23 protein-coding genes are annotated in these 26,304 nt (G+C 74.1%); 14 read left to right on the forward strand and 9 right to left on the reverse strand.

Going from position 1 to position 26,304, the window contains the following annotated elements; genetic code table 11:
- Genes GA0070558_RS20110 through GA0070558_RS20120 form a run of 3 tightly spaced genes read left to right on the forward strand, consistent with a single transcriptional unit; the run spans position 1 to position 2,876 of the window.
- Complete coding sequence (locus tag GA0070558_RS20110) at positions 1 to 963, forward strand: hypothetical protein (protein WP_077935495.1); 963 nt, start codon at positions 1 to 3, stop codon at positions 961 to 963.
- Positions 960 to 2,213 (forward strand): adenylosuccinate synthetase, encoded by a 1,254-nt coding sequence (locus GA0070558_RS20115; protein WP_091282582.1) that lies wholly within the window; start codon positions 960 to 962, stop codon positions 2,211 to 2,213. Before GA0070558_RS20110 ends, GA0070558_RS20115 begins: the two co-directional genes overlap by 4 nt.
- Positions 2,214 to 2,255: 42 nt before the next feature.
- A complete protein-coding gene (locus GA0070558_RS20120; protein WP_077935493.1) occupies positions 2,256 to 2,876 on the forward strand; it encodes a DedA family protein in 621 nt (206 codons plus the stop codon).
- Positions 2,877 to 2,891: 15 nt separating this feature from the next.
- Here GA0070558_RS20120 and GA0070558_RS20125 read toward each other — a convergent pair whose 3' ends face one another.
- On the reverse strand, positions 2,892 to 4,136 hold the full coding sequence (locus tag GA0070558_RS20125; RefSeq protein WP_218107043.1) for a hypothetical protein: 1,245 nt from the start codon (positions 4,134 to 4,136) through the stop codon (positions 2,892 to 2,894).
- 74 nt (positions 4,137 to 4,210) lie between these two features.
- On the reverse strand, positions 4,211 to 4,846 hold the full coding sequence (locus GA0070558_RS20130) for a TetR/AcrR family transcriptional regulator (protein ID WP_043961177.1): 636 nt from the start codon (positions 4,844 to 4,846) through the stop codon (positions 4,211 to 4,213).
- Positions 4,847 to 4,919: 73 nt separating this feature from the next.
- On the opposite strand from GA0070558_RS20130, the gene GA0070558_RS20135 reads away from it, so the two are divergent.
- The 4 genes from GA0070558_RS20135 to GA0070558_RS20150 all read left to right on the forward strand — a co-directional run bounded on the left by GA0070558_RS20135 (position 4,920) and on the right by GA0070558_RS20150 (position 9,545).
- Positions 4,920 to 5,372: an SCP2 sterol-binding domain-containing protein gene (locus GA0070558_RS20135; protein ID WP_043961175.1), complete on the forward strand. Its 453-nt coding sequence runs from the start codon at positions 4,920 to 4,922 to the stop codon at positions 5,370 to 5,372.
- Between the two features lie 2 nt (positions 5,373 to 5,374).
- Positions 5,375 to 6,589 (forward strand): acyl-CoA dehydrogenase family protein, encoded by a 1,215-nt coding sequence (locus GA0070558_RS20140; RefSeq protein ID WP_043961173.1) that lies wholly within the window; start codon positions 5,375 to 5,377, stop codon positions 6,587 to 6,589.
- A gap of 82 nt (positions 6,590 to 6,671) precedes the next feature.
- Positions 6,672 to 8,234, forward strand: a complete 1,563-nt coding sequence (locus GA0070558_RS20145) for an AMP-binding protein (RefSeq protein WP_091282587.1) — start codon at positions 6,672 to 6,674, stop codon at positions 8,232 to 8,234.
- 87 nt (positions 8,235 to 8,321) lie between these two features.
- On the forward strand, positions 8,322 to 9,545 hold the full coding sequence (locus GA0070558_RS20150) for a serine hydrolase domain-containing protein (protein WP_218107044.1): 1,224 nt from the start codon (positions 8,322 to 8,324) through the stop codon (positions 9,543 to 9,545).
- Between the two features lie 65 nt (positions 9,546 to 9,610).
- Here GA0070558_RS20150 and purD read toward each other — a convergent pair whose 3' ends face one another.
- Together purD and GA0070558_RS20160 are read right to left on the reverse strand one after the other, a co-directional pair.
- Positions 9,611 to 10,861 carry a phosphoribosylamine--glycine ligase gene (gene purD, locus GA0070558_RS20155; protein ID WP_091282744.1) on the reverse strand — a complete coding sequence of 417 codons (1,251 nt, stop codon included), beginning with the start codon at positions 10,859 to 10,861 and terminating at the stop codon, positions 9,611 to 9,613.
- A gap of 44 nt (positions 10,862 to 10,905) precedes the next feature.
- Complete coding sequence (locus GA0070558_RS20160; protein WP_043961166.1) at positions 10,906 to 12,195, reverse strand: adenylosuccinate synthase; 1,290 nt, start codon at positions 12,193 to 12,195, stop codon at positions 10,906 to 10,908.
- A gap of 122 nt (positions 12,196 to 12,317) precedes the next feature.
- Between GA0070558_RS20160 and GA0070558_RS20165 the strand changes: the two genes are divergently transcribed.
- Both GA0070558_RS20165 and GA0070558_RS20170 read left to right on the forward strand, forming a co-directional pair.
- Complete coding sequence (locus GA0070558_RS20165; protein ID WP_091282593.1) at positions 12,318 to 13,358, forward strand: diacylglycerol kinase family protein; 1,041 nt, start codon at positions 12,318 to 12,320, stop codon at positions 13,356 to 13,358.
- Positions 13,359 to 13,526: 168 nt separating this feature from the next.
- Entirely contained in the window at positions 13,527 to 15,986 is a 2,460-nt protein-coding gene (locus GA0070558_RS20170) for a chromosome partitioning protein (RefSeq protein WP_091282596.1), read from the forward strand.
- A 92-nt stretch (positions 15,987 to 16,078) separates the two neighbouring features.
- Here the strand turns inward: GA0070558_RS20170 and GA0070558_RS20175 are convergent, their stop codons facing one another.
- Positions 16,079 to 16,507: a DUF3151 domain-containing protein gene (locus GA0070558_RS20175; RefSeq protein WP_091282598.1), complete on the reverse strand. Its 429-nt coding sequence runs from the start codon at positions 16,505 to 16,507 to the stop codon at positions 16,079 to 16,081.
- Positions 16,508 to 16,811: 304 nt separating this feature from the next.
- Between GA0070558_RS20175 and GA0070558_RS20180 the strand changes: the two genes are divergently transcribed.
- Positions 16,812 to 18,026, forward strand: a complete 1,215-nt coding sequence (locus GA0070558_RS20180) for an LOG family protein (RefSeq protein WP_176734283.1) — start codon at positions 16,812 to 16,814, stop codon at positions 18,024 to 18,026.
- A 57-nt stretch (positions 18,027 to 18,083) separates the two neighbouring features.
- Here GA0070558_RS20180 and fbaA read toward each other — a convergent pair whose 3' ends face one another.
- Both fbaA and GA0070558_RS20190 read right to left on the reverse strand, forming a co-directional pair.
- Positions 18,084 to 19,106 carry a class II fructose-bisphosphate aldolase gene (fbaA, locus tag GA0070558_RS20185; RefSeq protein WP_091282601.1) on the reverse strand — a complete coding sequence of 341 codons (1,023 nt, stop codon included), beginning with the start codon at positions 19,104 to 19,106 and terminating at the stop codon, positions 18,084 to 18,086.
- A gap of 178 nt (positions 19,107 to 19,284) precedes the next feature.
- Positions 19,285 to 19,668: a phage holin family protein gene (locus tag GA0070558_RS20190; RefSeq protein WP_077935480.1), complete on the reverse strand. Its 384-nt coding sequence runs from the start codon at positions 19,666 to 19,668 to the stop codon at positions 19,285 to 19,287.
- Positions 19,669 to 19,795: 127 nt separating this feature from the next.
- Between GA0070558_RS20190 and GA0070558_RS20195 the strand changes: the two genes are divergently transcribed.
- From GA0070558_RS20195 to GA0070558_RS20210, 4 genes are all read left to right on the forward strand, one after another.
- The gene (locus tag GA0070558_RS20195; protein WP_077935479.1) at positions 19,796 to 20,008 is read left to right on the forward strand and encodes a hypothetical protein; all 213 of its coding nucleotides are present in this window, start codon (positions 19,796 to 19,798) and stop codon (positions 20,006 to 20,008) included.
- A 128-nt stretch (positions 20,009 to 20,136) separates the two neighbouring features.
- Positions 20,137 to 21,600, forward strand: a complete 1,464-nt coding sequence (locus tag GA0070558_RS20200) for a 3' terminal RNA ribose 2'-O-methyltransferase Hen1 (protein ID WP_091282604.1) — start codon at positions 20,137 to 20,139, stop codon at positions 21,598 to 21,600.
- Complete coding sequence (locus tag GA0070558_RS20205) at positions 21,597 to 24,119, forward strand: polynucleotide kinase-phosphatase (protein WP_091282607.1); 2,523 nt, start codon at positions 21,597 to 21,599, stop codon at positions 24,117 to 24,119. The genes GA0070558_RS20200 and GA0070558_RS20205 overlap by 4 nt, the downstream gene beginning before the upstream one ends.
- A gap of 97 nt (positions 24,120 to 24,216) precedes the next feature.
- Positions 24,217 to 25,092, forward strand: coding sequence for a DedA family protein (locus GA0070558_RS20210; protein WP_091282610.1), 876 nt, complete (start codon positions 24,217 to 24,219; stop codon positions 25,090 to 25,092).
- A 182-nt stretch (positions 25,093 to 25,274) separates the two neighbouring features.
- On the opposite strand, the gene GA0070558_RS20215 is transcribed toward GA0070558_RS20210, so the two are convergent.
- Positions 25,275 to 25,652: an ArsR/SmtB family transcription factor gene (locus tag GA0070558_RS20215; RefSeq protein WP_007073957.1), complete on the reverse strand. Its 378-nt coding sequence runs from the start codon at positions 25,650 to 25,652 to the stop codon at positions 25,275 to 25,277.
- A 57-nt stretch (positions 25,653 to 25,709) separates the two neighbouring features.
- Positions 25,710 to 26,249: an orotate phosphoribosyltransferase gene (pyrE, locus tag GA0070558_RS20220; protein WP_091282749.1), complete on the reverse strand. Its 540-nt coding sequence runs from the start codon at positions 26,247 to 26,249 to the stop codon at positions 25,710 to 25,712.
- Between the last annotated feature and the right edge of the window lie 55 nt (positions 26,250 to 26,304).

Below are 26,304 nucleotides of genomic sequence, written 5' to 3' on the forward strand. Positions count from 1 at the left end.
ATGGGCAGTGGAATGTGGTCCACCGACGTGTACGACGCCGCCGACCGGTACCGTCGGGCCACCGGCAAGAGCGCCTTCGCCTACAGCGACAGCGGGGCGCGCAAGGTGCACCCCGCGCTCGACCCGCGCGACGCGATGCGGGAGAGCCGCGACTCGGCCGAGCACCCGCAGTCGACGGCCATCACGGTGCTGTTCGACGTCACCGGCTCCATGCGGAACGTGCCCCGCACCCTCCAGGCCAAGCTGCCGCAGCTGCTCGGGCTCCTGCTCCGCCAGGGGTACGCCCGCGACCCGCAGATCATGTTCGGCGCGATCGGCGACGCCACCTGCGACCAGGTGCCGTTGCAGGTCGGGCAGTTCGAGTCGGACAACCGGATGGACGACGACCTCGGCCGGATCGTGCTGGAGGGTGGCGGCGGCGGCCAGATGACCGAGTCGTACGAGCTGGCCATGTACTTCATGGCCCGGCACACCGCCACCGACTGCTGGGAGAAGCGGGGCCGGCGCGGCTACCTGTTCATCATCGGCGACGAGCTGGCCTACCCCCGGGTGGACCGGCGGCAGGTGAGCCGGCTCATCGGCGACGACCTCCGCGAGGACGTGCCGCTGCTGCAGATCGTCGACGAGGTGACCCGGCGCTGGGACACCTACTACCTGCTCCCCGCCGGCAGCAGCTACGCCGGCAACACGAAGGTGCTGGACTTCTGGCGCGACCTGCTCGGGCAGAACGCCGTCGTGCTCGACGACCTCGACGCGGTCTGCGAGACCATCGCCCTCACCGTCGGCCTCGGCGAGCAGGCCGTCGACCTCGACCAGGGCCTGGCCGACCTCAAGAAGGCCGGCTCGAAGGCCACCGGCACCGTGTCGAAGGCGCTGGCCCGCCTCGGCCGGGGCACCCGCGACCAGGTGGCCACGCTGCCCGCCCCGTCGACGCCGCCCACCCGTGGGGTGACCCGGCTGTGAACCACGTGCTGGTGGTCGACCTCGGCTACGGCGACGCAGGCAAGGGCACCGTCGTGGACTGGCTCTGCGCCACCCGGCCCGTCCACACGGTGATCCGCTTCAACGGGGGCGCGCAGGCGGCACACAACGTCGTCCTGCGCGACGGGCGGCACCACACGTTCGCGCAGTTCGGGGCGGGCACCTTCCGCCCCGGCGTGCGGACCCACCTGTCCCGGCACGTGGTGGTCGACCCGCTCGCCCTGGCCGCCGAGGCCGACCACCTCGCCACGGTGGGCGTGCCCGACGCGCTCGACAGGCTCACCGTCGACGGGGAGGCGCTGCTGGCCACCCCGTACCACCGGGCCGCCAACCGGGCCCGCGAGCTGGCCCGCGGAGCCGACCGGCACGGCTCCTGCGGGCTGGGGGTGGGCGAGGCCGTCGCGTACGGGCTCGCCCACCCCGACTCCGCGCCCCGGGTGGCGGACTGCCGCACCCCGGCCGTGCTGCGCCGCCGGCTGGCCGCCCTGCGCGACCGGCTCACCGCCGAACTCGGCCCGCTGGACGCCCCGCCCGTCGACGACTGCCTGCCCGCGTTCACCGCGTTCGGCGACCGGGTGGCGATCGTCGACCGGTCCCACCTGGCCGGGGTGCTGCGCGCCGGGACCTGCGTCTTCGAGGGGGCGCAGGGGGTGCTGCTCGACGAGTGGCACGGCTTCCACCCGTACACGACGTGGAGCACCACGACGTTCGGCAACGCCGAGGGCCTGCTCGCCGAGGCGGGGCTCGCCGGCACCGCCGAGCGGCTGGGCGTGCTGCGGGTCACCACCACCCGGCACGGCCCCGGCCCGCTGGTCACCGAGGACCCGGCGCTGCCGCTGGCCGACGCGCACAACGCCACCAACCCGTGGCAGGGGCGGTTCCGGTTCGGCCACTTCGACGCGGTCGCCCACCGGTACGCCCTCGACGCGGCCGGCGGCGTCGACAGCCTCGCCCTCACCCACCTCGACCTGGCCGACCGGGGGCTGCGGATCTGCCGCCGCTACGACGGCACCGACCGCCTGGAGCCCGGCCCGCCCGGCGACCTGGACCGGCAGGCCGCCCTCACCGCCCGCCTGCTCGCGGCCCGCCCCGTCTACGACGACGACCCGCCGGCCGACTGGCCGGCGGCGGTCGAGGAGGCGCTGGGTGCCCCGGTGACGCTCACCTCCCACTCCCCCACCGCCGAGGGCAAGCTTGTAAGGAAGGGCACCTTGTTAACGCCTTTTGTATAGGAAGGGCCCCTTCTTAACGCCGCGACGGCAGAGCATGAGGGCATGCAGTCGGTTCTCGGCCTGCTCCACGACACGGTCACGTCGCCGTGGGTCTACCTGGTGATCTTCGCGGTCACCGCGGTCGACGCCGTCTTCCCGGCGGTGCCCGGCGAGACGATCGTGGTGACCGCCGGGGTCTTCGCGGTCGGCGGGCAGCCGGACCTGACGATGGTGATCGTGCTCGCCGCGTGCGGCGCGCTGGCCGGCGACCACCTGTCGTACGCCATCGGCCGGAGCGGCGGCGCGCACCGGCTGGCCCGGCTGCCGGCGGACAGCCGGCGGCGCGCCGGATCCGAGTGGGCCCGCCGGGCGGTCGACCGGCGGGGCGGCATGATGCTCACCACCGCCCGCTACGTCCCCGGCGGGCGCACGGCGGTGACCCTGACGATGGGCGCGGTCCGCTATCCGCTGCGGTCGTTCGTGCTCTTCGACGCGCTCGCGGCCGGCACCTGGGCGGCGTACTGCGGGCTGCTCGGCTACTTCGGCGGGCTGGCCTTCGAGCGGGAGCCGGTCAAGGGCATCCTGGCCGGGATCGGGCTGTCGGTCGCGATCACCGGCCTGCTGGAGGCCGCCCGCTGGCTTCGGCTCCGCGCCCGCCGACGCGCCGCCGGCCGGCCCCGCTGAGCGGACCGTCGAGGGTCAGGTCGGAACGCCGTCGAGGTACGCCAACATCGCCTCCCGGCTGCGCGGCAGGCCGTAGTCGCCGACGAGCAGGCTGAAGTTGACGAACGTCGAGTCGCCGAACAGCCACACCGCGGGCGACCGGGCCAGCAGCTCGACGAGCCGCCGTTGCCGGGGAGCCAGCGCCGCACACGGCACCCCCGTGGGCAGGCTGCCGTCGGGGAACGCCAGGCGCAGGGCCTCGGCCGTCACCGGCAACGCCTGCTCACCGGTGACGGCGGGCAGCCGGTCGAGCAGCGCGTCGAACGCCCGATCGGTGTGCCGTGGCCCGAGCAGGCGCAGGGACAGCCCCGCGTACCCGTTGAGGTCGCCGTCGAGGAACGGCACCTCGGCCCCGTCGGCCGTCAGCCGGTTGCCCGGACCGGCGGCCGTCCAGGCGAGCAGCTCGTCGACCGTCGCCGGGTCGGCATCGGCACCGAGCACCCGGGCCCGACCGACCGCGGCGGCCCAGCGGATCACCGGGCGCGCGTCGGTCAGCAGCCCGGCGTCGGGCGCGGCACCGAGCAACCCGGCGGCCACCAGGGCGGTCGCCGCCTCGTCCTCGTCCACCTCCAGTGCGGCCCCGGCCGCCGCGACGAGCGCCGGGAGGCTGCCGGCCGCGTCCTCCGGAAACCAGGCGAGCGCGTACGCCGCCCCGGCGCGCAGCCCCGGGTCGGCGTCGGTGAGCAGGTCACGGAACAGGGGCACGCCGGCTCGCACCGCGTCGTAGACGGCCAGCTCGATGTACGCCCACAGGCGCTGCTGATCCGCCTCGTCGAGCGACTCCACGTACGCCCACTCGACGTACTCCTTCTGGGTTTCGTCGTCGCCGTGCCACGGGGGCGGCTTGGCGGCGAGCAGCTCCCGCCCGCCGTCGGCCGCCCGGCGGAACTCGGCCACCGGGACGCCCTCGGGCAGCCACCGCTCGTCGTAGCCCACCGCGAGCGCCGTCACCAGGTAGAGCACCAGCTCCCGGTCGGGGGTGGCCGGGTCGGCGAGCAGCTCCAGCAGGAACGGCACGGCGTACGCCGACGCCTCGTAGCGTGAGCCCTGGTGGAAGATGTTGGCGTAGAGCGCGCCGAAGGCGGCCTGCCGCTCCTCCTCGTCGGGCGAGCGCAGGGCGCGGAGCAGGCCGGGCACGTCCCCGGCCGAGCCGTAGGCGTGGCCGAGCCGCACCCAGTCGATGTCGTCGATGCCGTCGAGCACCCGCCCATCCTCGCGCACCCCACCGACACTCCCGCCAGGCGTGTTAACAGGGGGCCCTTCCTATACGGAAAGCGTTAACAAGGTGCCCTTCCTTACCCCTCGGGGTGCCAGGTGACGCCGCGGAGGAGCTGGTCGGCGCCGAGCCAGGCGACGTTCATCATCCGGGTGGCGGTCTTCTCCGGGTCGGCCTCCGGGTGGTCGGCGAGCCAGTCGCCCAGCGACTCGCTCGCGCCGACCAGGGCGTACGCGACGACCTCCAGGTCGGTGGCGCCCACCTCGCGGCCCCGGGCGCGCAGGGCGTGGTCGAGCATCCCGGCGACCACCTCGACGAGCCGGGCCCGCATGGCGGCGAGCTCCCCGGCGAACGGCTGGGAGCCGCGGGCCTGCCGGTAGAGCACCGCCCAGCCGTCGCGGTGCGCCCCGACGAAGCCGAAGAACGCGCGCAGGCCGCGCCAGAGCCGCTCGTCAGCGTCGAGGTCGGGGGCGGCGGCCCCGGCGATGGCCTCCATCATGCGGGTGCCCTCGCGGTGCAGGCAGGCGACGAAGAGCTCCTCCTTGCTGCCCAGGTACGCGTACACCATGGGTTTGGAGATGCCGGCGTCCTCGGCGATCTCGTCCATGCTCGCCGCGTGGAAGCCGCGTCGGGAGAAGACCCGGACGGCGGCGTCGAGCATCTGCTGCTCGCGTACGGCCCGGGGGAGGCGCTTGAAGGTGGGGGTGCTGGACACCTTGCGAGCATACCTACTCGTGCGTAAGGTTACGCTAGAGTAACCACAGTCGCCGCTCGAGAGGTTCCTTTCCATGACTGACTTCGACCCGGCCAACTTCGCCAACTACGGCCCCAAGGAGTTCGCCCAGCTGGTCAAGTCCACCCCCGACGACAAGATCGTCGAGGTGATGTCCGGCGAGCTGCGCGGCAAGGTCCTGAGCGAGGTCTTCGGCCGGATGCCCACGCTGTTCCGCGCCGACCGGGCCGGCTCCACCAACGCGGTGATCCACTGGGGCATCACGGGCCGCCCCGACGGTGGCACGGACACCTACGAGATCGTCGTCGCCGACGGCGCGTGCACGGTCAACGAGACCCCGCAGCACGACCCCAAGCTGAGCCTCACCATGGGCCCCCTGGAGTTCCTGAAGATCGTCTCCGGCGGCGCGAACCCGGTGATGATGTTCATGACCGGCAAGCTGAAGGCCAAGGGCGACCTCGGCCTCGCCGCCAACATCGCCAACCTGTTCGACATCCCCAAGGGCTGACGATGGCCGAGTTCTCGCTCGACCTGAACGAGGAACAGCGGGACCTGCGGGACTGGGTGCACGGCTTCGCCGCCGAGGTCGTGCGCCCGGCCGCCGCCGAGTGGGACGAGCGCGAGGAGACCCCCTGGCCCGTGATCCAGGAGGCGGCGAAGGTCGGGCTGTACGGCTTCGAGTTCCTCGCCACCTGCTGGGCCGACCCCACCGGCCTGTCCCTGCCGATCGCCAGCGAGGAGCTCTTCTGGGGCGACGCCGGCATCGGCCTCGGCATCTTCGGCACCTCGCTGGCCGTGGCCGCCATCTACGGCGCGGGCACCCCCGACCAGCTCGTCGAGTGGGTCCCCCAGTGCTTCGGCGACGCCGACTCCCCGGCCGTCGCCGCGTTCTGCACCACGGAGCCGGAGGCCGGCTCCGACGTCGGTGCGATGCGCACCCGGGCCGTCTACGACGAGGCCAGCGACGAATGGGTGCTGCGCGGGCAGAAGGCGTACGCCACCAACGGCGGGATCGCCGGGGTGCACGTCGTCACCGCCTCGGTCGACCCGACGCTCGGCTCGCGCGGGCAGGCCGCGTTCGTCGTACCCCCGGGCACCGCCGGGTTGAGCGCGACCCGGAAGCTGCGCAAGCTGGGGCTGCGCGCCTCGCACACGGCGGACGTCTTCCTCGACGACGTCCGGGTCCCCGGCCGCTGCCTGCTCGGCGGCAAGGAGGCCCTCGACGAGCGGCTGGCCCGCGCCCGCTCCGGCCAGAAGGCCTCCGGCCAGGCCGCGATGCGCACGTTCGAGCTGTCCCGGCCGACCGTCGGCGCGCAGGCGCTCGGCGTCGCCCGCGCCGCCTACGAGTACGCGCTGGACTACGCCAAGGACCGGGTGCAGTTCGGCCGGCCGATCATCGAGAACCAGGCGGTCGCGTTCGCGCTGGCCGACATGAAGATGGAGATCGACGCCGCCCGGCTGCTGGTCTGGCGGGCCTCCTGGATGGGGCGCAACAACCGCCCGTTCACCGCCGGAGAGGGCTCGATGTCCAAGCTCAAGGCCGGCGAGGTGGCCGTGTCGGTCACCGAGAAGGCCGTGCAGCTGCTCGGCGGGGCCGGCTTCCTGCGGGACCACCCGGTCGAGCGCTGGTACCGGGACGCCAAGATCTACACCATCTTCGAGGGCACGTCGGAGATCCAGCGACTGGTGATCTCCCGGGCCATCTCCGGCGTCCACGTCCGCTGACCCGACCACGAACCGACCCGACCCGACCCGACACGCCGCACGGTCGCCGGGTGGGTCCCGCACGCCCGGAGGAGGCCCGCGGATGGATCTGCCGTTCACCGTCGCCACGCTGACCCGGCGCGGGCTGCTCACCCCGGGCCCGCCGGTCCGGGTCGCCGCCCAGCTCAACGCGCTGCGCCGGTGGGGCTGGAGCCTCGCCGGCGAGCTGCGCCAGGCCGCCGCCCGGGACCCGGGCCGCACCGCCGTCGTCGACGAGCAGGGCGCCGAGCTGACGTACGGCGCCCTGCTCGACCGCGCCGAACGGCTGGCGAAGTCGCTGCGCGGCGGCCTCGGCGTGCACAGCGGGGACCGCATCGGGCTGCTCTGCCGCAACCACCACGGGCTGATCGAGGCCATGGTCGCGACCACCCTGCTCGGCGCGGACGCGGTGCTGGTCAACACAGGGCTCTCCCCCGCGCAGCTCGCCACCGTCGCCGAGGAGCAGGGGCTGAAGGTCCTCGTGCACGACGCCGAGTTCGCCGAACGGGCCCTCGGCCTCCCCGCCGACCTGCACCGGGTCGACGAGGCCCGGCTGGAGGAGCTGATCGCGGCGGCGCTGCCCGGCGACCTCCAGCCGCCGCCGCGCGAGGGCCGCACCATCGTGCTGACCTCCGGCACCACCGGCGCGCCCAAGGGGGCACGCCGGCCCACCCCGCACGGCTTCGGCCCGCTGGTCTCCATCATCGACCGCATCCCGCTGCGCGTCCGGGACACCGTGCTGATCGCCGCACCGCTGTTCCACACCTGGGGGTACGCGGCGCTCCAGGTCTGCTTCGCCCTGCGGGCGACGATCGTGCTGCACCGACGCTTCGACCCGTCCGCCACGCTCGGCGCGCTCACGGCGCACCGCTGCGACGCCATGTTCGCCGTGCCGGTGATGGTGCAGCGGCTGATGGAGGTGCCGCCGCCCGAGCCGAAACCGCCCCTGAAGGTGGTCGCCCTCAGCGGGTCGGCGCTGCCCGGCGGGCTCGCCCTGCGCTTCATGGACACCTACGGCGACGTCCTCTACAACCTGTACGGCTCGACCGAGGTGTCCTGGGCGTCCATCGCCGGCCCCGCCGAGCTGCGGGCCGCCCCGACCACCGCCGGCCGTCCGCCGCACGGCACCCGGCTGCGCATCCTCGACGACGAGGGCAGACCGGTCCCCGCCGGCCGGGTCGGACGGATCTTCGTCGGCAACGAGATGCTCTTCGAGGGCTACACCTCGGGCACCGCCCGGGAGAGCCGGGACGGGCTGCTGGACACCGGCGACCTCGGCCGGGTCAACGCCGACGGGCTCCTCTTCGTCGACGGGCGGGCCGACGACATGATCGTCTCCGGCGGGGAGAACGTCTTCCCGTCCGAGGTGGAGGACCTGGTCGCCCGGCTGCCGCAGGTCCGCGAGGTGGCCGTGATCGGCGTGCCCGACGACGAGTACGGCCAGCGCCTCGCCGCGTTCCTCGCCCTGCACCCCGGCGAGACCCTCGACCCGGAGGCGGTCCGCGAGTACGTCCGGCACTACCTGGCCCGGTTCAGCGTCCCCCGCGACGTGGTCTTCGTGAAGTACCTGCCGCGCAACGCCACCGGCAAGGTGCTCACCCGCGAGCTACGCCGCTACTTCGGCTGACCGGGGATCCCCCCGAGGCCGCCGCCCGGGTCCGTCGGGGGACTTGCCCGGATGCTCCCGGGCACGCCCCGCCGGCAGGCTGACGGCATGACAATCATGAATCGGCGTACGGTCGCCGCCACGGCACTCGCCGCCCTGCTCACCGTCGCCGTGCCCGGCGCGGTCACCGCCGCCCCGCGCGCCACCACGCCCCTCGGCCCCGCGCCCGCCCCGCTCGCCGCCGCAGTCGACAACGACCGGTCCGGGGTCGACTGCCGACCCGGCACCCTCGACCCCGCCCCGATACGGGCGGCGATCGCCGGCCTACCCGACGCCGACGCGACCAGCGCCCAGGTCCGGATCACCATCCCGGACGGCTGCTGGACGGGCACCAGCGGGGTGCGGGACCTGCGCACCGGGGCCCCGGTGCCGCCGCACGCCCGGTTCCGGGTGGGCAGCGTCACCAAGGTGTTCACGGCCGCGCTGGTGCTGCAACTCGCCGCCGAGGGACGGGTCGACCTCGACGGGTCCGTGCAGGGCTACCTGCCGGGCCTGCTGCCTGCCGACTACCCGATCGTGACCGTCCGCCAGCTCCTCCACCACACCAGCGGCATCCCCAGCCCGACGCCGCCGGGCGACATCGAGTGGCAGCTCGCCCACCGGTACGACCGGTGGACCCCGGAGCAGATCGTCCGGGCGGGGCTGGAGAACCCGCGCGCGTTCGACCCCGGCGAGAAGCAGGACTACACCAACATGGGCTACATCGTCGCCGGGCTGCTCGTCGAGAAGGTCACCGGCCACACGTACGAGCAGGAGCTGGCGCGGCGGATCGCCCGGCCGCTCGGCCTGCGCGACACGTACGGGCCCGGCGACGACCCGCGCATCCGGGGCCCGCACGCCCACGGCTACCAGGCCGTCACCCGGGACGGGGTGACCGAGCTGGTGGACGCCACCGTGTGGAGCCAGACCTACACCCCCGCCTCCGGTGACGTCATCTCCAGCCTGGCCGACCTGGACACCTTCATGACGGCGCTGTTCGCCGGCCGGGTCGTGCCGGAGCCGCAGCTCACCGAGATGTTCACCCTCCCGCCGGTGGACGACGTCGAGGGCGGCCCGGCCCGGTACAGCGCCGGCCTGTCCGCCATGCCGCTGGACGACGGCGAGACCCTCTGGGTCAAGACCGGCTCCCGGTACGGCTACCTGGCCGCCGTGGCGTCGACCCGGGACGGCCGGTTCCGGGTCGAATACTCGATCACCGCAACGGACGCCAAGGGCGAGGAGCTGAGCGCGACCGCCCAGGCCGTCATCGCCGCCGCGCTCGGCATGGCCTGACGGTCACACCGGACCCCACTCCCTGACCGCCCCGCCGGAACCCGCTCGGTGGGGAGTGCCCCCGGTCAGCCGGGGATCATGATCCGGCCGTCGACCGCCGCGGCGGCGATGTCGGTGCGGTGGTGCGAGCCCGCCAGCCCGATGCCGCCCACCAGCTCGTACGCGGCGTCGCGCGCGGCGGCGAGGGTGGGGCCGGTGGCCGTACCGCAGAGGACCCGGCCGCCGGCGGAGAGCAACGCGCCGTCGGCGGCCCGGCGGGCGGTGCCCGCGTGGATCACGCCCGGACGGTCGGCGCCGGTGATCACGTCGCCGGTGCGCGGGGTGCCCGGGTAGTTGCCGGCGGCCACGACCACGGTCACCGCCGCGCCGTCGCGCCAGCGCAGCGGCGGGTGGTCGGCCAGGGTGCCGGCGGCGGCGGCGTGCAGCAGGCCGCCGAGCGGCGTCTCCAGCAGCGCGAGGACGACCTGGGTCTCCGGGTCGCCGAAGCGGGCGTTGAACTCGATCACCCGGGGGCCGGCGGCGGTCATCGCCAGGCCGACGTAGAGCAGGCCGGAGAACGGGGTGCCCCGGCGGCGCATCTCGGCCAGCGTCGGGTGGACGACGTCGGCCATCACCTCGTCGACGAGGCCGGGCGGGGCCCACGGCAACGGCGCGTACGCCCCCATGCCGCCGGTGTTCGGGCCGGCGTCGCCGTCGCCGACGCGCTTGAAGTCCTGGGCGGGCAGCAGCGGCAGCGCCGCCTCACCGTCGGTGACCACGAAGAGGGAGACCTCGGGGCCCGCCAGGTATTCCTCCACGACGACCCGGCCGCACTCGGCGGCGTGCGCCAGCGCGGCGGCCCGGTCGTCGGTGACGACGACGCCCTTGCCGGCGGCCAGCCCGTCGTTCTTCACCACGTACGGCGCGCCGAACTCGTCCAGCGCCCGCGCCGTGCCCTCCTGGTCGGTGCAGGTGTACGCCCGCGCGGTGGGCACCCCGGCGGCGGTCATCACGTCCTTCGCGAACGCCTTCGAGCCCTCCAGCCGGGCGGCCTCGGCGGACGGCCCGAACGCGGCGATGCCCTTGGCGCGTACGGCATCGGCGACCCCGGCCACCAGCGGCGCCTCGGGGCCGATCACCACCAGGTCGACGCCGGTCTCCACGGCGAGCGCGGCGACGGCGGCGGGGTCGGCGGCGTCCACCGACCGCAACTCGGCGACCTCGGCGATCCCCGGATTACCCGGCGCCGCGATCAGCCCCTCGACGGCCGGATCGGCTGCGAGCCCCAGGGCGAGCGCATGCTCCCGCCCGCCACCACCCAGAAGAAGTACGCGCACGCCCACGGACTCTACCCACCCCCCGTCCGCCCCTTCCCCGCCCCTCAGGGGAGGAGGGGGTGACGGGTCACGTTTTCCTCACGGCCCGGGCCCACGCCCACCACGCTGACGCGGGTGCCGCAGAGCTCCTCGATGCGCGCGATGTAGCGGCGCGCGTTCTCCGGCAGCTCGTCCTCCGTCCGCGCCTTGGTGATGTCCTCCCACCAGCCGTCGTGCTCCTCGTAGATCGGCGTGGCGTGGTGGAAGTCGGTCTGCGTCATCGGCATGTCGTCGAACCGCTCGCCGTTGATCTCGTAGCCGACGCAGAGCGGGACCTTCGGCAGGCCGGTGAGCACGTCCAGCTTGGTGATGACCAGGTCGGTGACGCCGTTGAGGCGGCACGCGTACCGGGCGACGACGGCGTCGAACCAGCCGCAGCGGCGCTCCCGGCCGGTGGTCGTGCCGTACTCGTGGCCGACCTTGCGCAGGTGCTGGCCGTTGTCGTCGAACAGCTCCGTCGGGAACGGGCCGGACCCGACCCGGGTCGTGTACGCCTTGCTCACCGCGATGACCTTGTTGATCGCGGTCGGCGGGATGCCCGCGCCCACGCACGCCCCGCCCGCCGTCGGGTTCGACGAGGTCACGAAGGGGTACGTGCCGTGGTCCATGTCGAGCATGGTGGCCTGGGCGCCCTCCAGCAGCACCGTCTCGCCCCGGTCCAGGGCGTCCCAGAGCATCACCCGGGTCTCGGCGATGTACGGCTTGAGCCGCTCGGCGTACGCCAGGTATTCCTCGACGGTCGCGTCGACGTCGATCGCCTTGCGGTTGTAGACCTTGAACAGGATCTGGTTCTTCTCGCGCAGGGCGAGCTCCAGCTTCTTGCGCAGGATGCCCGGGTCGAGCAGGTCCTGCAGCCGGATGCCCATCCGGGCGACCTTGTCGCCGTACGCCGGGCCGATGCCCCGGCCGGTGGTGCCGATCCGGGCGCTGCCCAGGTAGCGCTCGACCACCCGGTCCAGGGCCCGGTGGTGCGGCATGATCAGGTGCGCGTCGCCGGAGATGCGCAGCCGGGAGACGTCCACGCCACGCTCGGCGAGGCCGTCGATCTCGGTCAGCAGCACCTTCGGGTCGACCACCACGCCGTTGCCGATGATGATCATGGCGCTCGGCGAGAGCGCGCCCGACGGCATCAGGTGCAGCGCGTACTTCTGCCCGTCCGGGGTGATCACCGTGTGGCCGGCGTTGTTGCCGCCGGAGTAGCGCACGACGTAGTCGACCCGCTCACCCAGCAGGTCGGTAACCTTGCCCTTGCCCTCGTCGCCCCACTGAGCGCCGATGAGCACGATCGCTGGCATCTTCTCCGCCTCCAGAAGGCTCGGGTGCCAGGTGGCGACCGGTAAGCGAGCCCGGGGTGTCAGGCTAACAAGAGGTCACGGCGGGACCGGCAGGGGTTCGTCGACAGGCAGGAGGCTCCTTCGTGTACGACGTGGTGCTGCTCACCCTCGGCTCGGAGCGGGACGCTCCCGGCGGGGCCTGCGGCAGCGGCGGCGCCTGCTGCGGCGGCGAAGAGGGCGCAACCGGTGACGCCGCGATCGGCGGCGGGGCGACCGGTGACGACGGTCACGCCCCGGCCGGGCAGCGGTGCGAGACCCCCCGGGTGCCGGTGCTGGCCTGCGCGGACGCCCTGACCGCCCGGGGCGCCCGGGTGGAGACGGTCACCGCCCGCTCGGACGCGGAGATCGACGAGGTGCTCGCCCGGCTCGACGGCCCGCCCCGCCCCGACGGGCTCACCTGGCCCGACCCGGACTCGAAGACCCGGCTGGTCGTCGCCACGGCCAGCGACGGCCAGTTGCGCGCCGTCGTGCGCCGGCTCGTCCGGCGGTACGCCCCACCGCCCAGCCGCCGCCCGGCCGACCTGCCCGGCGACCGTACGGTGCCGGACCTGCCGCCGGTGGGCGTACTCCCGCTCGATCCGGCCCGGGGCGGCGGGCAGCGTGACCTGGCCGCGCAGCTCGGCCTGCCGCGCGACCCGGCGGCGGTGGCCGCCGCGGTGCTGGACGGCACCGTCCGGCGGCTGGACCTGCTGCGCAACGACGGCGGCTCGGTGACCCTGGACGGCGCGCTGATCGGCGCCGCCGACGACGCCGGCCGGCCGCTGCACTGGCGGGGGCGCGTCGAGGTGGACGACGCCGTGCTGTCGGCCGGCGACGATCCGCTGCTGGCCTGCGCGATCGGCAACGCGGCCGGGTACGCCCGGCTCGACGAGCTGCCGCTGCTCTCCGCCGGCGACCCGACGGACGGGCTGGTGGAGGTGGCGGTGGCCGTTCCCGTGGTGACCCGCTCGACGTTGGGTAGGAAACGGGTGCGGTTCGAGGTGCGCCGCGCGCGGGGGCGCGCGGTTGCCGTCGTGCCGCGTGACGAGCGGGTGCCGTACCTCGACGACGGGGTCGAGGGCGAGTTGAGCCGGAAGCGGTCCTGGTGGGTCGAGCCTGCGGCCTGGGCGGTCTACGCGGCCTGACCCGGCGCACCCCCGGGTCGGCCGTCGGCACCATGGCAATGCCGGCGGAGACCGGCGCGGCGGGAACACCGGCGGCGACCGGCGCGGGAGGAGAAGCGGAGACCCGCGTCGATCCCGGCGGCTCGGCTCCGGGGCCTATCCTCGGCAGGAGGAATTGGGAGGAACCGCGTGGACGACAACGCCGACCGGGTCCACGTGCCCGGCCAGCAGCCGGTGCCGGAGCGGGACATCGAACCGCTCTGGCCGCCGGAAGCGACCGATCCCGGGCGGGGCGGCTCCGCTCCGGCGTGGGCCATGACAGCCGCAGCGGGTTCCGTGCCGTACCAGGAGGACGCCGATCCGTCGTTCGTCGCCTCCGACGCCTACCCGTCGCTGGGAGCCACGCCGAGCACCTACGCGCCGTACCAGGTGGCCGGTTCGCAGGGCGAAGCGCCCGCAGCGACAGGCCCGGAGCGGGGCGGGCCGGGGCCCGACACCTGGGCCGCACACGGCACGGACCGGCCCGACACCTGGGCCACGCACGGCGCGGGCGGTCCCGCCCCGGTGCCTGCGGAGACCGCCTGGGCGCCGCCCGCCGTCAGCGGGGTGCCGGCTCCCCGGGCCGGGCAGCCGACGCCGGGTCCGGTCGACCTGCACCTGCCCTTCACCCTGGACCCGCAGGCGTCGCCCGGGCCGCTCCCGGGCGAGGGGTACGGGTCGCCGGGCGAGGGGTACGGGTCGCCGGGCGACGCGGTGGCGTCGGAGCCGCCGACGGCTGCCGGGACCTTGCGGACCGCCGACGGGACGACGGCCGCCGGGCCGGTCCCGGTGGCGCCGGGCGTGACGGCGTTCGGGCCGGTGGCGCCAGCGACCGGGAACACGGGCGCGGGCAGCAACGGTACGGCCGGCGGCGCGGAGGGGCCGGGCGGTACCGACGCGGCGGACGGCTCGGGCGGGGCGGCTGCCACGGCGTCGCACGGCACGTCGAACGGCGGAGCGACCGTCACGACCTCGCACGGCGAGACGGGCGGCACGGCCGCGCACGGCGGCGGGCGGGTGGCCGAGTCGCCGTGGGCGCTGCCGCCGCAGCGACCCGCAGCGGCGCGGGCGACCGAGGCGGCGGCCCGACCCGCACCGCCACACCCCGCCGAACCGGCCCCACGGCCCGCACCGCCGCAGCCAGCCGTGGTGGCACCGGAGCCCGTCGACGCGGCAGCACGGCCCGGGCCGCCGCAGCCGGTCGACGGGGTGCCGCGCCCGGTCGAGGCAGCACCTCCGCAGCCACCCGGGCCGTTCCCGCCGGTGATGAACCCGCCCGGGCCGCTGGCCCCCACCCCGTACCCGCCGGCCGTCGCCGGGGCCGCGGCCGGGCCGGTCGACCCGTACGCGGGGGGCTATCCGGCCACGGCGGGCGAGGCAACGACGGGATGGGGTCCCGGCCAGCAACCGCCGCCCGCCCCGCCCCGCCCCGACGCGGCCCCGCCGGGCCCGAGGCATCCCGACCAGGGTCACCCCGGACAGGGCCACCCGGTCGCGGGGCAACCCGGGCCCGGGCAGCCGGCCACGTCCGGGTGGTACCCACCGGGCTGGCCGCCGCAGCCCCCGTCTCCCGCGGCACAGCAGCCGGTGGCACCGGTGCCGCAGCCGCCGTACCGGCAGGCCGACGGGGTGACCCGGGTGCCGCCGGGGTACCCGGAACCGGCGTGGACGCCCGACACCGGGATCGCGCCGACCGCAGAGGACTTCGCCCGCCGCCGGCAGGTGCGCCCGGCCGACCCGGTGGCCACGATGGGCGTACGGGCCGTGGTGAACAAGACCGGGTTGATCAAGCTCCCGCCAGGACGGCACGAGCAGGAGATGCGCCACGACATCGAGATGGTGCGTCGCAACTTCGGCGGGCTGCGCCAGGTGACCGTGGTCAACCCGAAGGGCGGCGCGGGCAAGACCGTGGCCATCCTGCTGCTCGCCATGACCTTCGGCCAGAAGCGCGGCGGGTACGTGCTGGCCTGGGACAACAACGAGACCCAGGGCACCCTGGGGATGCGCGCCCAGCAGGACTTCCACTCCCGCACCGTGCGGGACATGCTGCGCGACCTCGGCCAGTTCCAGGGCGCGCACGGGCGGGTCGGCGACCTGTCGCAGTACGTCCGCTCGCAGGGCGAGGGCATGTTCGACGTGCTCGCCTCGGACGAGTCGGCCACCGGCGGGGAGATGCTCACCGCGTCGGCGTTCGCCGAGATCCGGGAGGTGGTCAGCCGGTTCTACAAGCTGATCTTCGTGGACACCGGCAACAACGTGCGGGCGCAGAACTGGCAGGCCGCGATGGACGCCACCGACCAGCTCGTGGTGACCATGTCGGCCCGTAACGACTCGGCGGAGACGGCCGCCCGGATGCTCGACCACCTGGAGCAGAGCGGCCGGCACCGGCTGGTCCGGCAGGCGGTGACGGTGGTGTCGATGCCGCCCTCGCGCAAGGAGATCGACCTGCCCGCCATCCAGGAGCACTTCGCGGCCCGGACCCGGGCGGTGCTGCTCGCCCCGTACGAGCGTTTGATCGACACCGGCGAGCCGATCCGGTACGGGCAGCTCTCGTCGGCCACCCGCGACGCCTGGCTGAAGATCGCCGCATCGGTCGCCGAGGGGCTCTGACCGGCACCCGGTTCCGACCGGGGCGGGGCCCGATCAGCGCGGCGGCCGGCCCGACGGGTGTCGGACCGGCCGCCGCACCTGCTCGGGAGGGGTCAGGCGCTGGCCAGGGCGTCCCCGGCGGCCGGGTCGCAGTCGCGCAGGAACTGGGCGCAGCGCGCGGCCTCGTCCGCCTCGCCGATCTCGCCGGCGGCCCGGGAGAGCACGTAGAGGCAGCGCAGGAAGCCCCGGTTCGGCACGTGCGACCAGGGCACCGGGCCGTGGCCCTTCCAGCCGCTGCGGCGCAGCTGGTCGAGGCCCCGGTGGTATCCGGTCCGGGCGTAGGCGTACGCGGGGACGACCTGGCCGTCGGCCAGGGCCCGGCTCGCGAGCGCGCCCCAGCCCGCACTGTAGGTCGGGAAGCGGGCCGCGACCTCGGCGTACGCCTCGTCGGTGCCGGCCTCCTCGGCGGCGGCCAGGGCGGTGTCGGCCTCGTCGTGGGCCGGCAGGAGGGTGGCCGGTGGCTCAGGCAACAGGTTCTGCATCGTCCCATTCAACCCGCTTCGCTCTGCGCCGCGCGAGGGGGTCCGTAGACCCGGCCACCTGAACGGTTGAGGCTTTCGTCACGCCTGTGGTCGTGGCACCGACCCTGCGGTCCACGATGGCCGGACCAGCGGTTCGCCCCGGCCGGACCTGCGGCCCATGCCGACGGGTGATGTTTTCCACTACAACTATTGGTCCGGAGCCTCCCCAGGACCCGGTTGGAGCAGGAGCCCGGTGGCCTCGCCGCCGGGCTCCTGTGCGTACGGGATGGTTTGCGGGTTTGACCCGGGTGGGCAGGATGGCGTCGTGCCGACCCCACCTCCCGCGGACGTGCTCTCCCCGCACGACACCAGCGCCACCGAGATCGAGACCCGCAGCGCGTTCGAACAGCGGCTGGCTGGCGGAAGCCTGGCCGGGCTGACCGTGCAGGGCCTGCGCCTCGACGTCGACCCGGTCCCCGACCTGAGCGGGACGGAGGTGACGGGCACCCTCTTCGTGGGCTGCCGGTTCGCCTCCCGCGAGGTGGGCGCCGACCTGGTCCGGCGCGGCGCGAACGTGGTGCCGCCCTTCTCCGGGCTGCCGTACCCGACCCAGCCGTCGCACCTGTACACGCCCGAGGACCTGGCCGCCGGGTTCGCCGAGGGCGGCTTCGCCGGCATGTACGACACCCGGGTGTACGAGCACTTCCGGGCGCACGGCGGGGCGCTGCCGGAGGTGAAGGAGGCGCTCGGCCAACGGCTGCACGATCACGGCGTGGACAACGCGCTGGTCGACGCCACCCGAGCCTGGCTGGCCGCGCACGGGCCGCAGTCCGTGGTGGGCGTGATGGGCGGGCACGCGGTGCGCCGGGGCAGCGTGCCGTACCGGATGGCGGCGGTGCTGGGCTGGGAGCTGGCGCGGGCCGACCGGCTGGTGGTGACCGGCGGCGGGCCGGGCGTGATGGAGGCGGCCAACCTGGGCGCGTACCTGTCGACCCGGCCGGCCGGGGAGCTGACGGCGGCGATCGACCTACTCGCGACCGCGCCGGACTTCACCGACCACGACCGGTACACGTCCGCCGCCCTGGAGGTCCGGGTGCGGTACGCCCCGGCGGTGCCCCGGCAGCGCGACCCGGACCTCAACCTGGATCTGGGCTGGGCGCGGGCCGGCGGGCTGGCCATCCCCACGTGGCTGTACGGGCACGAGCCGGCGAACCTGTTCGCGGGGCGGATCGCGAAGTACTTCTCGAACGCCATCCGGGAGGACACGATCCTGCGGCTGGCCCGGGGCGGGATCGTCTTCGCGCCCGGCCGGGCCGGCACGGTGCAGGAGGTGTTCCAGGCGGCGACGAAGACCTACTACGGCACGGACGGGGCGAGCGGCGCGTACGTCTTCCTCGACCGGGCGTACTGGACGACGGAGCTGCCGGTGGAGTCGCTGCTGCGCCCGCTGCTGGCCGCCTCGCCGTTCGGCGACCTGTCGGGCACGGTGCACCTCACCGACGACGTGCACGAGGCGGTCCGCGTCCTGACGGCGGGCTAGGTGTAAGGAAGGGCCCCTTGTTATCGCCTGGGCGATAACAAGGGGCCCTTCCTAACGTCACTTGAGCTTGGTGCCGGTGGAGCGCAGGTGCTCGCATGCCTCGACGACGCGGGCGGCGAGCCCGGCCTCGGCGAGCTTGCCCCAGGTGCGCGGGTCGTACTGCTTCTTGTTGCCGACCTCGCCGTCGATCTTCAGCACGCCGTCGTAGTTGCGGAGCATGTGGTCGGCGACGGGCCGGGTGAAGGCGTACTGGGTGTCGGTGTCGATGTTCATCTTCACCACGCCGTAGTCCAGCGCCTCGCGGATCTCGGACAGCAGCGAGCCGGAGCCGCCGTGGAAGACCAGGCTGAGCGGCTTCTCCTTGCCGTACTTGGCGGCGACGGCCTCCTGGATGTTGTTCAGGATCTCCGGCCGGAGCTTCACGTTGCCCGGCTTGTAGACGCCGTGCACGTTGCCGAAGGTCAGCGCCGCCATGTAGCGGCCCTTCTCGCCCAGGCCGAGCGCCTCGACCATGGCCAGGCCATCCTCGACGGTGGTGTAGAGCTTGTCGTTGATGGCGTTCTCGACGCCGTCCTCCTCGCCGCCGACGACGCCGACCTCGATCTCCAGGACGATCTTGGCCTCGGCGGCCCGGTCGAGCAGCTCGGCGGCGATCTCCAGGTTCTCCGCCACGGGCACGGCCGAGCCGTCCCACATGTGCGACTGGAACAGCGGCTCCTGGCCGCCGGCGACCCGCTCCTTGGAGATCTGCATCAGGGGCCGGACGAACTTGTCCAGCTTGTCCTTCGGGCAGTGGTCGGTGTGCAGCGCGACGTTGACCGGGTACTTCTTCGCGACCTCGTGCGCGTACGCGGCGAACGCCACCGCGCCGGTGACCATGTCCTTCACGGACGGACCGGAGAGGTACTCCGCGCCGCCGGTGGAGACCTGGATGATGCCGTCGCTCTCCGCGTCGGCGAAGCCCTTGAGCGCCGCGTTCAGCGTCTGCGAGGACGTCACGTTGATCGCGGGGTATGCGTACCGGCCCGCCTTGGCGCGGTCCAGCATCTCCGCGTAGACCTCGGGGGAAGCGATGGGCATGTCGAACGCTCCTTACTTACCGCTGTCGGCCGTCACCGGCCGCTGTCTTCCGTGGGTGCGCCGGACCGCGCTGTCCTCCGCCGGAAGTATCCCGCAGGAGGTGGCCACGGACGAAACCGGCCCATGGCCGGCCGCCGCGCGGGCCGCCCGCAAGGCCCGGCGGCACCCGGTCGGAGCCTCACCGGTCCGCCAGGTTGTCCGGCACGGCGACGCTGATCAGCCAGGTCACCACCGCCATGACGATGGCCCCCCAGAAGGCGGGCCAGAAACCCTCCACCCGGAACGGCAGGTCCAGGTGCCGGGCGATCCAGTCGGTCAGCAGGAACAGCAGCGCGTTGACCACCAGCGCGAACAGCCCCAGGGTCAGCAGGTAGAAGACGCAGCCCACCACCTTGATCACCGGCTTGAGCACCGCGTTGACCACGCCGAAGATCAACGCCACCGCCACCAGGGTCAGCGCGGTGTTGCCGCCACTGCGGCCACCCACGTCGACGCCGGGCACGATCAGGGTGGTGATCCACAACGCGATCGCGGTGATTGCCAGCCGGATCAGGAAGCCCACGGCACCATCCTGGCACCGCCGGCCCGATCCGGAGGAGGGAATCCGCCGACTCCACCCCCGCCACCGAGCGGCAGCCCCGGCCAGCCCGTACGGTGTGGGTAGCTTTCCGCCGATTCAGGGAGGGACGATGGGTCAGCCCGACGAGGACTTCACCCCGAGCGACCACCTCGCGCCGGAGGAGCGGGACCCGGAGGCCCCGGCGGCCGACGCCGTGGAGCAGGCCACCTCCGCCGACCCGGCCGACAGCGAGGGCGAGCCGAGCCGGGGCCTGGAGGTCGGCGACTGGGACGCCATGGAGCAGGCCCGGATCGTCGCCGCCGACGAGGACGACTACCGCTGACCGGACCGCCCAGCCTGCCGGCGGACGGGCCGACACCACGAAGGGTTTCCGGGAGCCCCCCCACCGCAACCACGCACCGCACCGAAAAGCGGACGACGCAAGATCGAGGCCCCTGACACCATGGGGCCGTGCTGCTCACCCTCACCACGACGCACCGTCCCGCCACCGACCTCGGCTACCTGCTCGTCAAGCATCCGGACCGGATGCACTCCTTCGAGCTGCCCGTCGGCGCGGCGCACGTGCTCTACCCGGAGGCCGACGAGCAGCGCTGCACCGCCGCCCTGATCATCGACGTCGATCCGCTGCGGCTGGCCGGCGGGCACGGCAGGGGCCGGGGCCACCGGCAGGCGGCCACCCCGGACACCTTCACCCTCGGCCAGTACGTCAACGACCGGCCGTACGCCGCGTCGAGCCTGCTGGCCTCGGCGCTGGCCAAGGTGTTCCGCTCGGCGCTGCGCGGCGAGTCCCGGGACCGGCCGGAGCTGGCCGCCGTGCCGATCCCGCTGGAGGTACGGGTCCCCGTGCTGCGCTGCCGGGGCGGCGGCGAATTGGCCGAGCGCGTGTTCGCCCCGCTGGGCTGGGCGGTGACGGCCACCCCGATCCCGCTCGACGAGGCGCACCCGCGGTGGGGCGACAGCCGGTACGTCGACCTGACGCTCACCGGCACGCTGCGGCTCGCCGACGCCCTCAACCACCTGTACGTGCTGCTGCCCGTCCTCGACGACGCGAAGCACTACTGGGTCGCCCCGGACGAGATCGACAAGCTGCTCCGGGCCGGTGCGGGCTGGCTCGCCGACCACCCGGAGCGGGCCACCATCACCCGCCGCTACCTGGCCCACCGCCGCGCCCTCGCGGGGGAGGCGATGGCCCGGCTCGCCGAGCAGCGGCTGGCCGAGGAGCCGCCCGCCGACAGCGTGGCCGAGGAGGACCGCGCGGAGGTCCCGCGTCGGCCGGCGCTGGCGCTGCGCCGCCGGGAGGCGGTGCTCGCCGCGCTCGCGGAAAGCGGGGCGACCCGGGTGCTGGACCTCGGCTGCGGTCCGGGCGCGCTGCTGTCCGCCCTGGTGGGCGACCGGCGGTTCACGGAGGTCGTCGGCACGGACGTGTCCGCCCACGCGCTGACGCTGGCGGCCCGCCGGCTGCGGCTGGACCGGCTGCCGGAGCGGCAGCGCGACCGGATCCGGCTGTGGCAGTCCGCCCTGACCTACCGGGACGACCGGCTGCGCGGGTACGACGCGGCGGTCCTGATGGAGGTGATCGAGCACGTCGACCCGCCGCGCCTGCCGGCGCTGGAGGACGCCGTGTTCGGCCACGCCCGGCCGGCGACGGTCGTGGTGACCACGCCGAACGTCGAGCACAACGTCCGCTACGAGGGGCTGGACGCGGGCCGGTTCCGGCACGCCGACCACCGCTTCGAGTGGACCCGGGCCGAGTTCGCGGCCTGGGTGGACCGGGTCGCGGCGACGTACGGCTACGCGGCGCAGCTCCGGGGTGTCGGCGACGACGATCCGGAGGTGGGCCCGCCGACCCAGCTCGCCGTGTTCCGCACCACCGGCGGGGCGCCGACGGCCGCCGGAACGGAGGAGAAGAAGTGATCGAGATTCCCGAGCTGGCCCTGGTGGCGCTGGTCGGCGTCTCCGGATCCGGCAAGTCCACCTTCGCCCGGCGGCACTTCGCGCCGAGCCAGGTGCTCTCCTCCGACGCCTTCCGGGGCATGGTCGCCGACGACGAGAACGACCAGTCGGCCTCCGCCGACGCGTTCGACGCCCTGCACCACGTGGCGGGGATCCGGCTGCGGCGCGGCCTGCTCACCGTCGTGGACGCCACCAACCTCCAGCCGCACGCGCGCGCCGGGCTGGTCCGGGTGGCCCGCGAGCACGACGTGCTGCCGGTGGCGATCGTGCTGGACGTGCCGGAGGCGGTGGCGTGGGAGCGCACGCAGGGGCGGGCCGACCGCACCCACGGCCGGCAGGTGCTGACCCGGATGCAGCGGGACCTGCGGCAGTCGTACGGGCGGCTGGCCCGGGAGGGCTTCCGGAAGGTGCACGTGCTGCGCGGGGTCGACGAGATCGACGCGGCGCGGATCCGCTACGAGAAGCTGTTCAACGACCGGCGGGAGCTGACCGGCCCGTTCGACATCGTCGGCGACGTCCACGGCTGCCGCGAGGAGCTGGAGGCGCTGCTGCTCCGGCTGGGCTACGTGCTGCGCCGCGACGACGCGGGCCGCCCGGTGGACGCGGTGCACCCGGCCGGGCGTACCCCCGTCTTCGTCGGTGACCTGGTGGACCGCGGCCCGGACTCCCCCGGGGTGCTCCGCCTGGTGATGGGCATGGTGGCGGCCGGCCACGCGATCTGCGTGCCGGGCAACCACGAGCAGAAGCTGCTGCGCAAGCTGCGCGGCCGGGACGTGCGGCTCACCCACGGCCTGGCCGAGACGATGGCCCAGCTCGACGCGGAGGACCCGGCGTTCGTGGCCGAGGTCGCGACGTTCGTGGACGGCCTGGTCAGCCACTTCGTGCTCGACGGCGGCCGGCTGGTGGTCGCGCACGCCGGGCTCAAGGAGGAATACCACGGCCGCGCGTCGGGCCGGGTCCGGTCGTTCGCGCTGTACGGGGAGACCACGGGCGAGACCGACGAGTACGGCCTGCCGGTGCGCTACCCGTGGGCACGCGACTACCGGGGCTCGGCCATGGTCGTGTACGGGCACACGCCCACCCCGGAGCCGGAGTGGGTGAACAACACGATCTGCGTCGACACCGGCTGCGTGTTCGGCGGGAAGCTGACGGCGCTGCGGTACCCGGAGAAGGAGCTGGTCTCCGTCCCGGCGGTCAAGGAGTGGTACGCCCCGGTCCGCCCGCTGGTCGCGCCCGCCCCGGCCCGCCCCGACGCGGTGCTGGACCTGCGCGACGTGACCGGTCGGCGGCACGTCGAGCACGCGTACGGGACGCTGACCGTGCCGGCCGAGAACGCCGCCGCCGCGCTGGAGGTGATGAGCCGGTTCGCCGTGGACCCGCGCTGGCTGACCTGGCTGCCGCCGACGATGGCGCCCTGCTCCACGGCCACGGCCGACGGGTTCCTGGAGCATCCGGCGCAGGCGTTCGCCGACTACCGGGCGGCCGGCGTCGACCGGGTGGTGTGCGAGGAGAAGCACATGGGCTCGCGGGCGGTGGCGCTGGTCTGCCGCGACCCGGACGGCGGCCCGTTCGGGCCTGGCGGCGGGGTGGTGCACACCCGCACGGGCCGACCGTTCTTCGGCCCGCCGCTGGACGGCGAGCTGCTGGGCCGGGTCCGGGCGGCGGTCGGCGCGGCGGGGCTCTGGGCGGAGCTGGACACCGACTGGCTGCTGCTCGACTGCGAGCTGCTGCCCTGGTCGGCGAAGGCGGGCGGGCTGATCCGCGAGCAGTACGCGAGCGTGGGCGCGGCGGGCCGTGCGGCCCTGCCGGCGGTGCTGGCCACCCTGGACGCGGCGGCCGGGCGGGGGCTGCCGGTGGGCGACCTGCGGGCGCGGATGGCGGCCCGCCGGGCGGACGTCGAGGCGTACTCGGCGGCCTACCGGGCGTACGTGGCACCGACGGACGGGCTGGCCGGGGTGACCCTCGCCCCGTTCGCGGTGCTCGCCTCCGCCGGGGCGAGCCACGTCGAGCGGGACCACGGCTGGCACCTGGACCTGGCCGACCGGCTGTGCGCCGCCGACCCGGGGTTCTTCACGGTCACCCGGCGGCGGGTCGTCGACCTGGCCGACGCCTCGGCCGAGGCGGACGCGACCGACTGGTGGCTGGCGCTGACCGCCGCCGGCGGGGAGGGCATGGTCGTCAAGCCGTACGCGGGGCTGGCCGCCCGGTCGCCGAAGGGGTCGCTGCTCCAGCCGGGCATCAAGTGCCGGGGCCGGGAGTACCTGCGGATCATCTACGGTCCCGGGTACACCGAGCCGGAGCAGTTGGCCGCGCTGCGCCGCCGGTCGCTGGGGCGCAAGCGGGGGCTGGCCCTGCGCGAGCACGCGCTCGGGCTGGCGGCCCTGGCCGCGCTGGCGGACGGCGCTCCGCTGTGGCGTCGCCACGAGCTGGTCTTCGCCGTCCTGGCCTGCGAGTCGGAGCCGGTCGACCCGCGCCTGTGAGGCGGGACCGGGCTGGTCGCCCCCGCCCGGTGCGGGCGGCGGCCGGCCCGGTCCGGGGCGGCGCGGAGCGCGACCGGTTCCGGGTTCGGTACCCTGTGTGGCCGTGGACACAGCAGAGAAGGCACGGGCGGTCTCCGAGACCGTCGCCCTGAACCCGCTCGATCCGAAGGATCTACTCCAGACCTTCGGGCTGATCGGTGTCTGGGTGATCCTGTTCGCCGAGACCGGGCTGCTCGTCGGCTTCTTCTTCCCGGGCGACTCGCTGCTGTTCCTGGCCGGCGTCGCCGCCTCGCCGGTGGCGGACGCGATCTTCGGCGACGGCACCCGGCTCTCCCTGGTCGGGCTGCTGATCGGCGGCCCGATCTGCGCGATCGTCGGTGCGCAGCTCGGGCACTGGCTCGGCGCGCGGTACGGCCGCCGCATGTTCGAGCGCCCCAACTCGCGGCTGTTCAAGCGGGAGTACGTGGAGAAGGCCGAGCACTACTTCCGGAAGTTCGGCCCGGCCAAGGCCGTGGTGCTGGCCCGGTTCATCCCGATCGTCCGCACGTTCCTCAACCCGGTGGCCGGCGTGCTCGGCATGCCGGCGAAGCAGTTCTTCCTGTGGAACGTCGTCGGGGCGATCCTGTGGGTGGACGGCATCCTGCTGATCGGCTACCTGCTGGCCGAGCAGATCTACAACGCGATCGGCGACAAGATCGACCGGTACATCCTGCCGGTGGTCGCGCTGATCATCCTGATCTCGGTGCTGCCGATCTTCTTCGAGTTCCTCCGCGACCGGCGGGCCCGCAAGCGGGGCGAGGTCATGACGGTGATCGCCGCGGCCAGCGCGGCCGGTGCGGTGGAGGCCGTCCGGGACGCGGTCGAGCACCACCACCACGACCACCACGGTCAGGCCCCGCACGGGCAGCAGCAGTTCCCGCAGCAGCCGCCGCAGGACGGCGGTCGGTGGCCGGAGCGCGGCGAGGGCCACTGACGAAGAAGGCGTACGTCGATGGCCGGTCCCGTTTCGACGGGACCGGCCATCGTTCAAGCCGCAATGAAGTAACGAGGCGACTGCCGGTTACCCGGGCAGGCGTCACCGTCCGGTGGTGGCGCCACCCCTTGCACGCCACCCGATGCCGTCCTGAGGCGGGACGGCCGGAACGGAAAACCTCGTCAGCGGGCCTTCTTGGTGGCCCGCTTACGCGGCGGGGTCAGCAGATCCGCGATCGTGGCGATCGCGGTCGGCACCAACCGGTAGTACGCCCAGACCCCGCGCTTCTCCCGCTCCAGCAAGCCGGCCTCGGTGAGGATACGCAGGTGGTGGCTGACCGTCGGCTGGGAGAGGCCGAGCGGCGCGGTCAGGTCGCACACGCACGCTTCGCCCTCGGGGGCCGACTGGATCAGGCTGAGCAGCCGCAGCCGAGCAGGGTCGGCAAGGGCCTTGAGGACCCCCGCCAGCCGCTCGGCGTCGGCGCGTTCGATCGGCTCGCCGGCAAGCGGCGAGATCTGAGGCATGGTCATTTCAGCCAACGCAGTTCCCACGTATTCCATCCTTCCACCAGCAGCATCGATCCGCCTGCATATCAGCAAGAACGAATCGGCAAACTTTTAGGCCACAAGGCCGAGGTCAGCCAACGTATAGGCCGCCCGATACGGCAGTCCGGCGGCTTCCACCGCGTCGCCGGCGCCACGATCAACAATAACCGCCACACCCACTACTTCGGCTCCGGCCTCGCGCAGCGCCTCTACTGCGGTCAGCACGCTGCCACCGGTCGTCGACGTGTCCTCGACCGCCAGTACCCGTCGTCCGGCCACGTCCGGCCCCTCGATGCGGCGTTGCAGACCATGAGCCTTACCCGCCTTACGGACAACGAAAGCGTCGAGCGACCGGTCGGTCGCCGACGCGGCGTGCAACATGGAGAGCGCCACCGGATCGGCGCCCAGGGTCAGGCCACCGACGGCGTCGCACTCCCAGTCGGCGGTCAGGTCGAGCAGCACCCGACCGACCAACGGAGCGGCCTGGTGATGGAGCGTGACACGTCGCAGATCGACATACCAGTCCGCCTCCCGACCGGAGGAGAGCACCACCCGCCCGTGGACCACAGCCAGGTCGATGATGAATTTACGCAGGTCGTCGTGGTCCCCCATGGCGATAGAGGGTACTGCGCAAGTCTGGGAGGTGCGTGTGGGGTCCACCCCGGTC

The sequence above is a fragment of the Micromonospora haikouensis genome (assembly GCF_900091595.1).
GTDB lineage: Bacteria > Actinomycetota > Actinomycetes > Mycobacteriales > Micromonosporaceae > Micromonospora > Micromonospora haikouensis.

What these genes read in the sequence shown, in the direction of transcription:
- GA0070558_RS20110 (WP_077935495.1), top strand. Translation starts at nt 1, where the DNA reads ATGGGCAGTGGAATGTGGTCCACCGACGTGTACGACGCCGCCGACCGG.
- GA0070558_RS20120 (WP_077935493.1), top strand. Translation starts at nt 2,256, where the DNA reads ATGCAGTCGGTTCTCGGCCTGCTCCACGACACGGTCACGTCGCCGTGG.
- GA0070558_RS20135 (WP_043961175.1), top strand. Translation starts at nt 4,920, where the DNA reads ATGACTGACTTCGACCCGGCCAACTTCGCCAACTACGGCCCCAAGGAG.
- GA0070558_RS20140 (WP_043961173.1), top strand. Translation starts at nt 5,375, where the DNA reads ATGGCCGAGTTCTCGCTCGACCTGAACGAGGAACAGCGGGACCTGCGG.
- GA0070558_RS20145 (WP_091282587.1), top strand. Translation starts at nt 6,672, where the DNA reads ATGGATCTGCCGTTCACCGTCGCCACGCTGACCCGGCGCGGGCTGCTC.
- GA0070558_RS20150 (WP_218107044.1), top strand. Translation starts at nt 8,322, where the DNA reads ATGACAATCATGAATCGGCGTACGGTCGCCGCCACGGCACTCGCCGCC.
- GA0070558_RS20160 (WP_043961166.1), bottom strand. Translation starts at nt 12,195, where the DNA reads ATGCCAGCGATCGTGCTCATCGGCGCTCAGTGGGGCGACGAGGGCAAG.
- GA0070558_RS20175 (WP_091282598.1), bottom strand. Translation starts at nt 16,507, where the DNA reads ATGCAGAACCTGTTGCCTGAGCCACCGGCCACCCTCCTGCCGGCCCAC.
- fbaA (WP_091282601.1), bottom strand. Translation starts at nt 19,106, where the DNA reads ATGCCCATCGCTTCCCCCGAGGTCTACGCGGAGATGCTGGACCGCGCC.
- GA0070558_RS20195 (WP_077935479.1), top strand. Translation starts at nt 19,796, where the DNA reads ATGGGTCAGCCCGACGAGGACTTCACCCCGAGCGACCACCTCGCGCCG.
- GA0070558_RS20215 (WP_007073957.1), bottom strand. Translation starts at nt 25,652, where the DNA reads ATGGAATACGTGGGAACTGCGTTGGCTGAAATGACCATGCCTCAGATC.
- pyrE (WP_091282749.1), bottom strand. Translation starts at nt 26,249, where the DNA reads ATGGGGGACCACGACGACCTGCGTAAATTCATCATCGACCTGGCTGTG.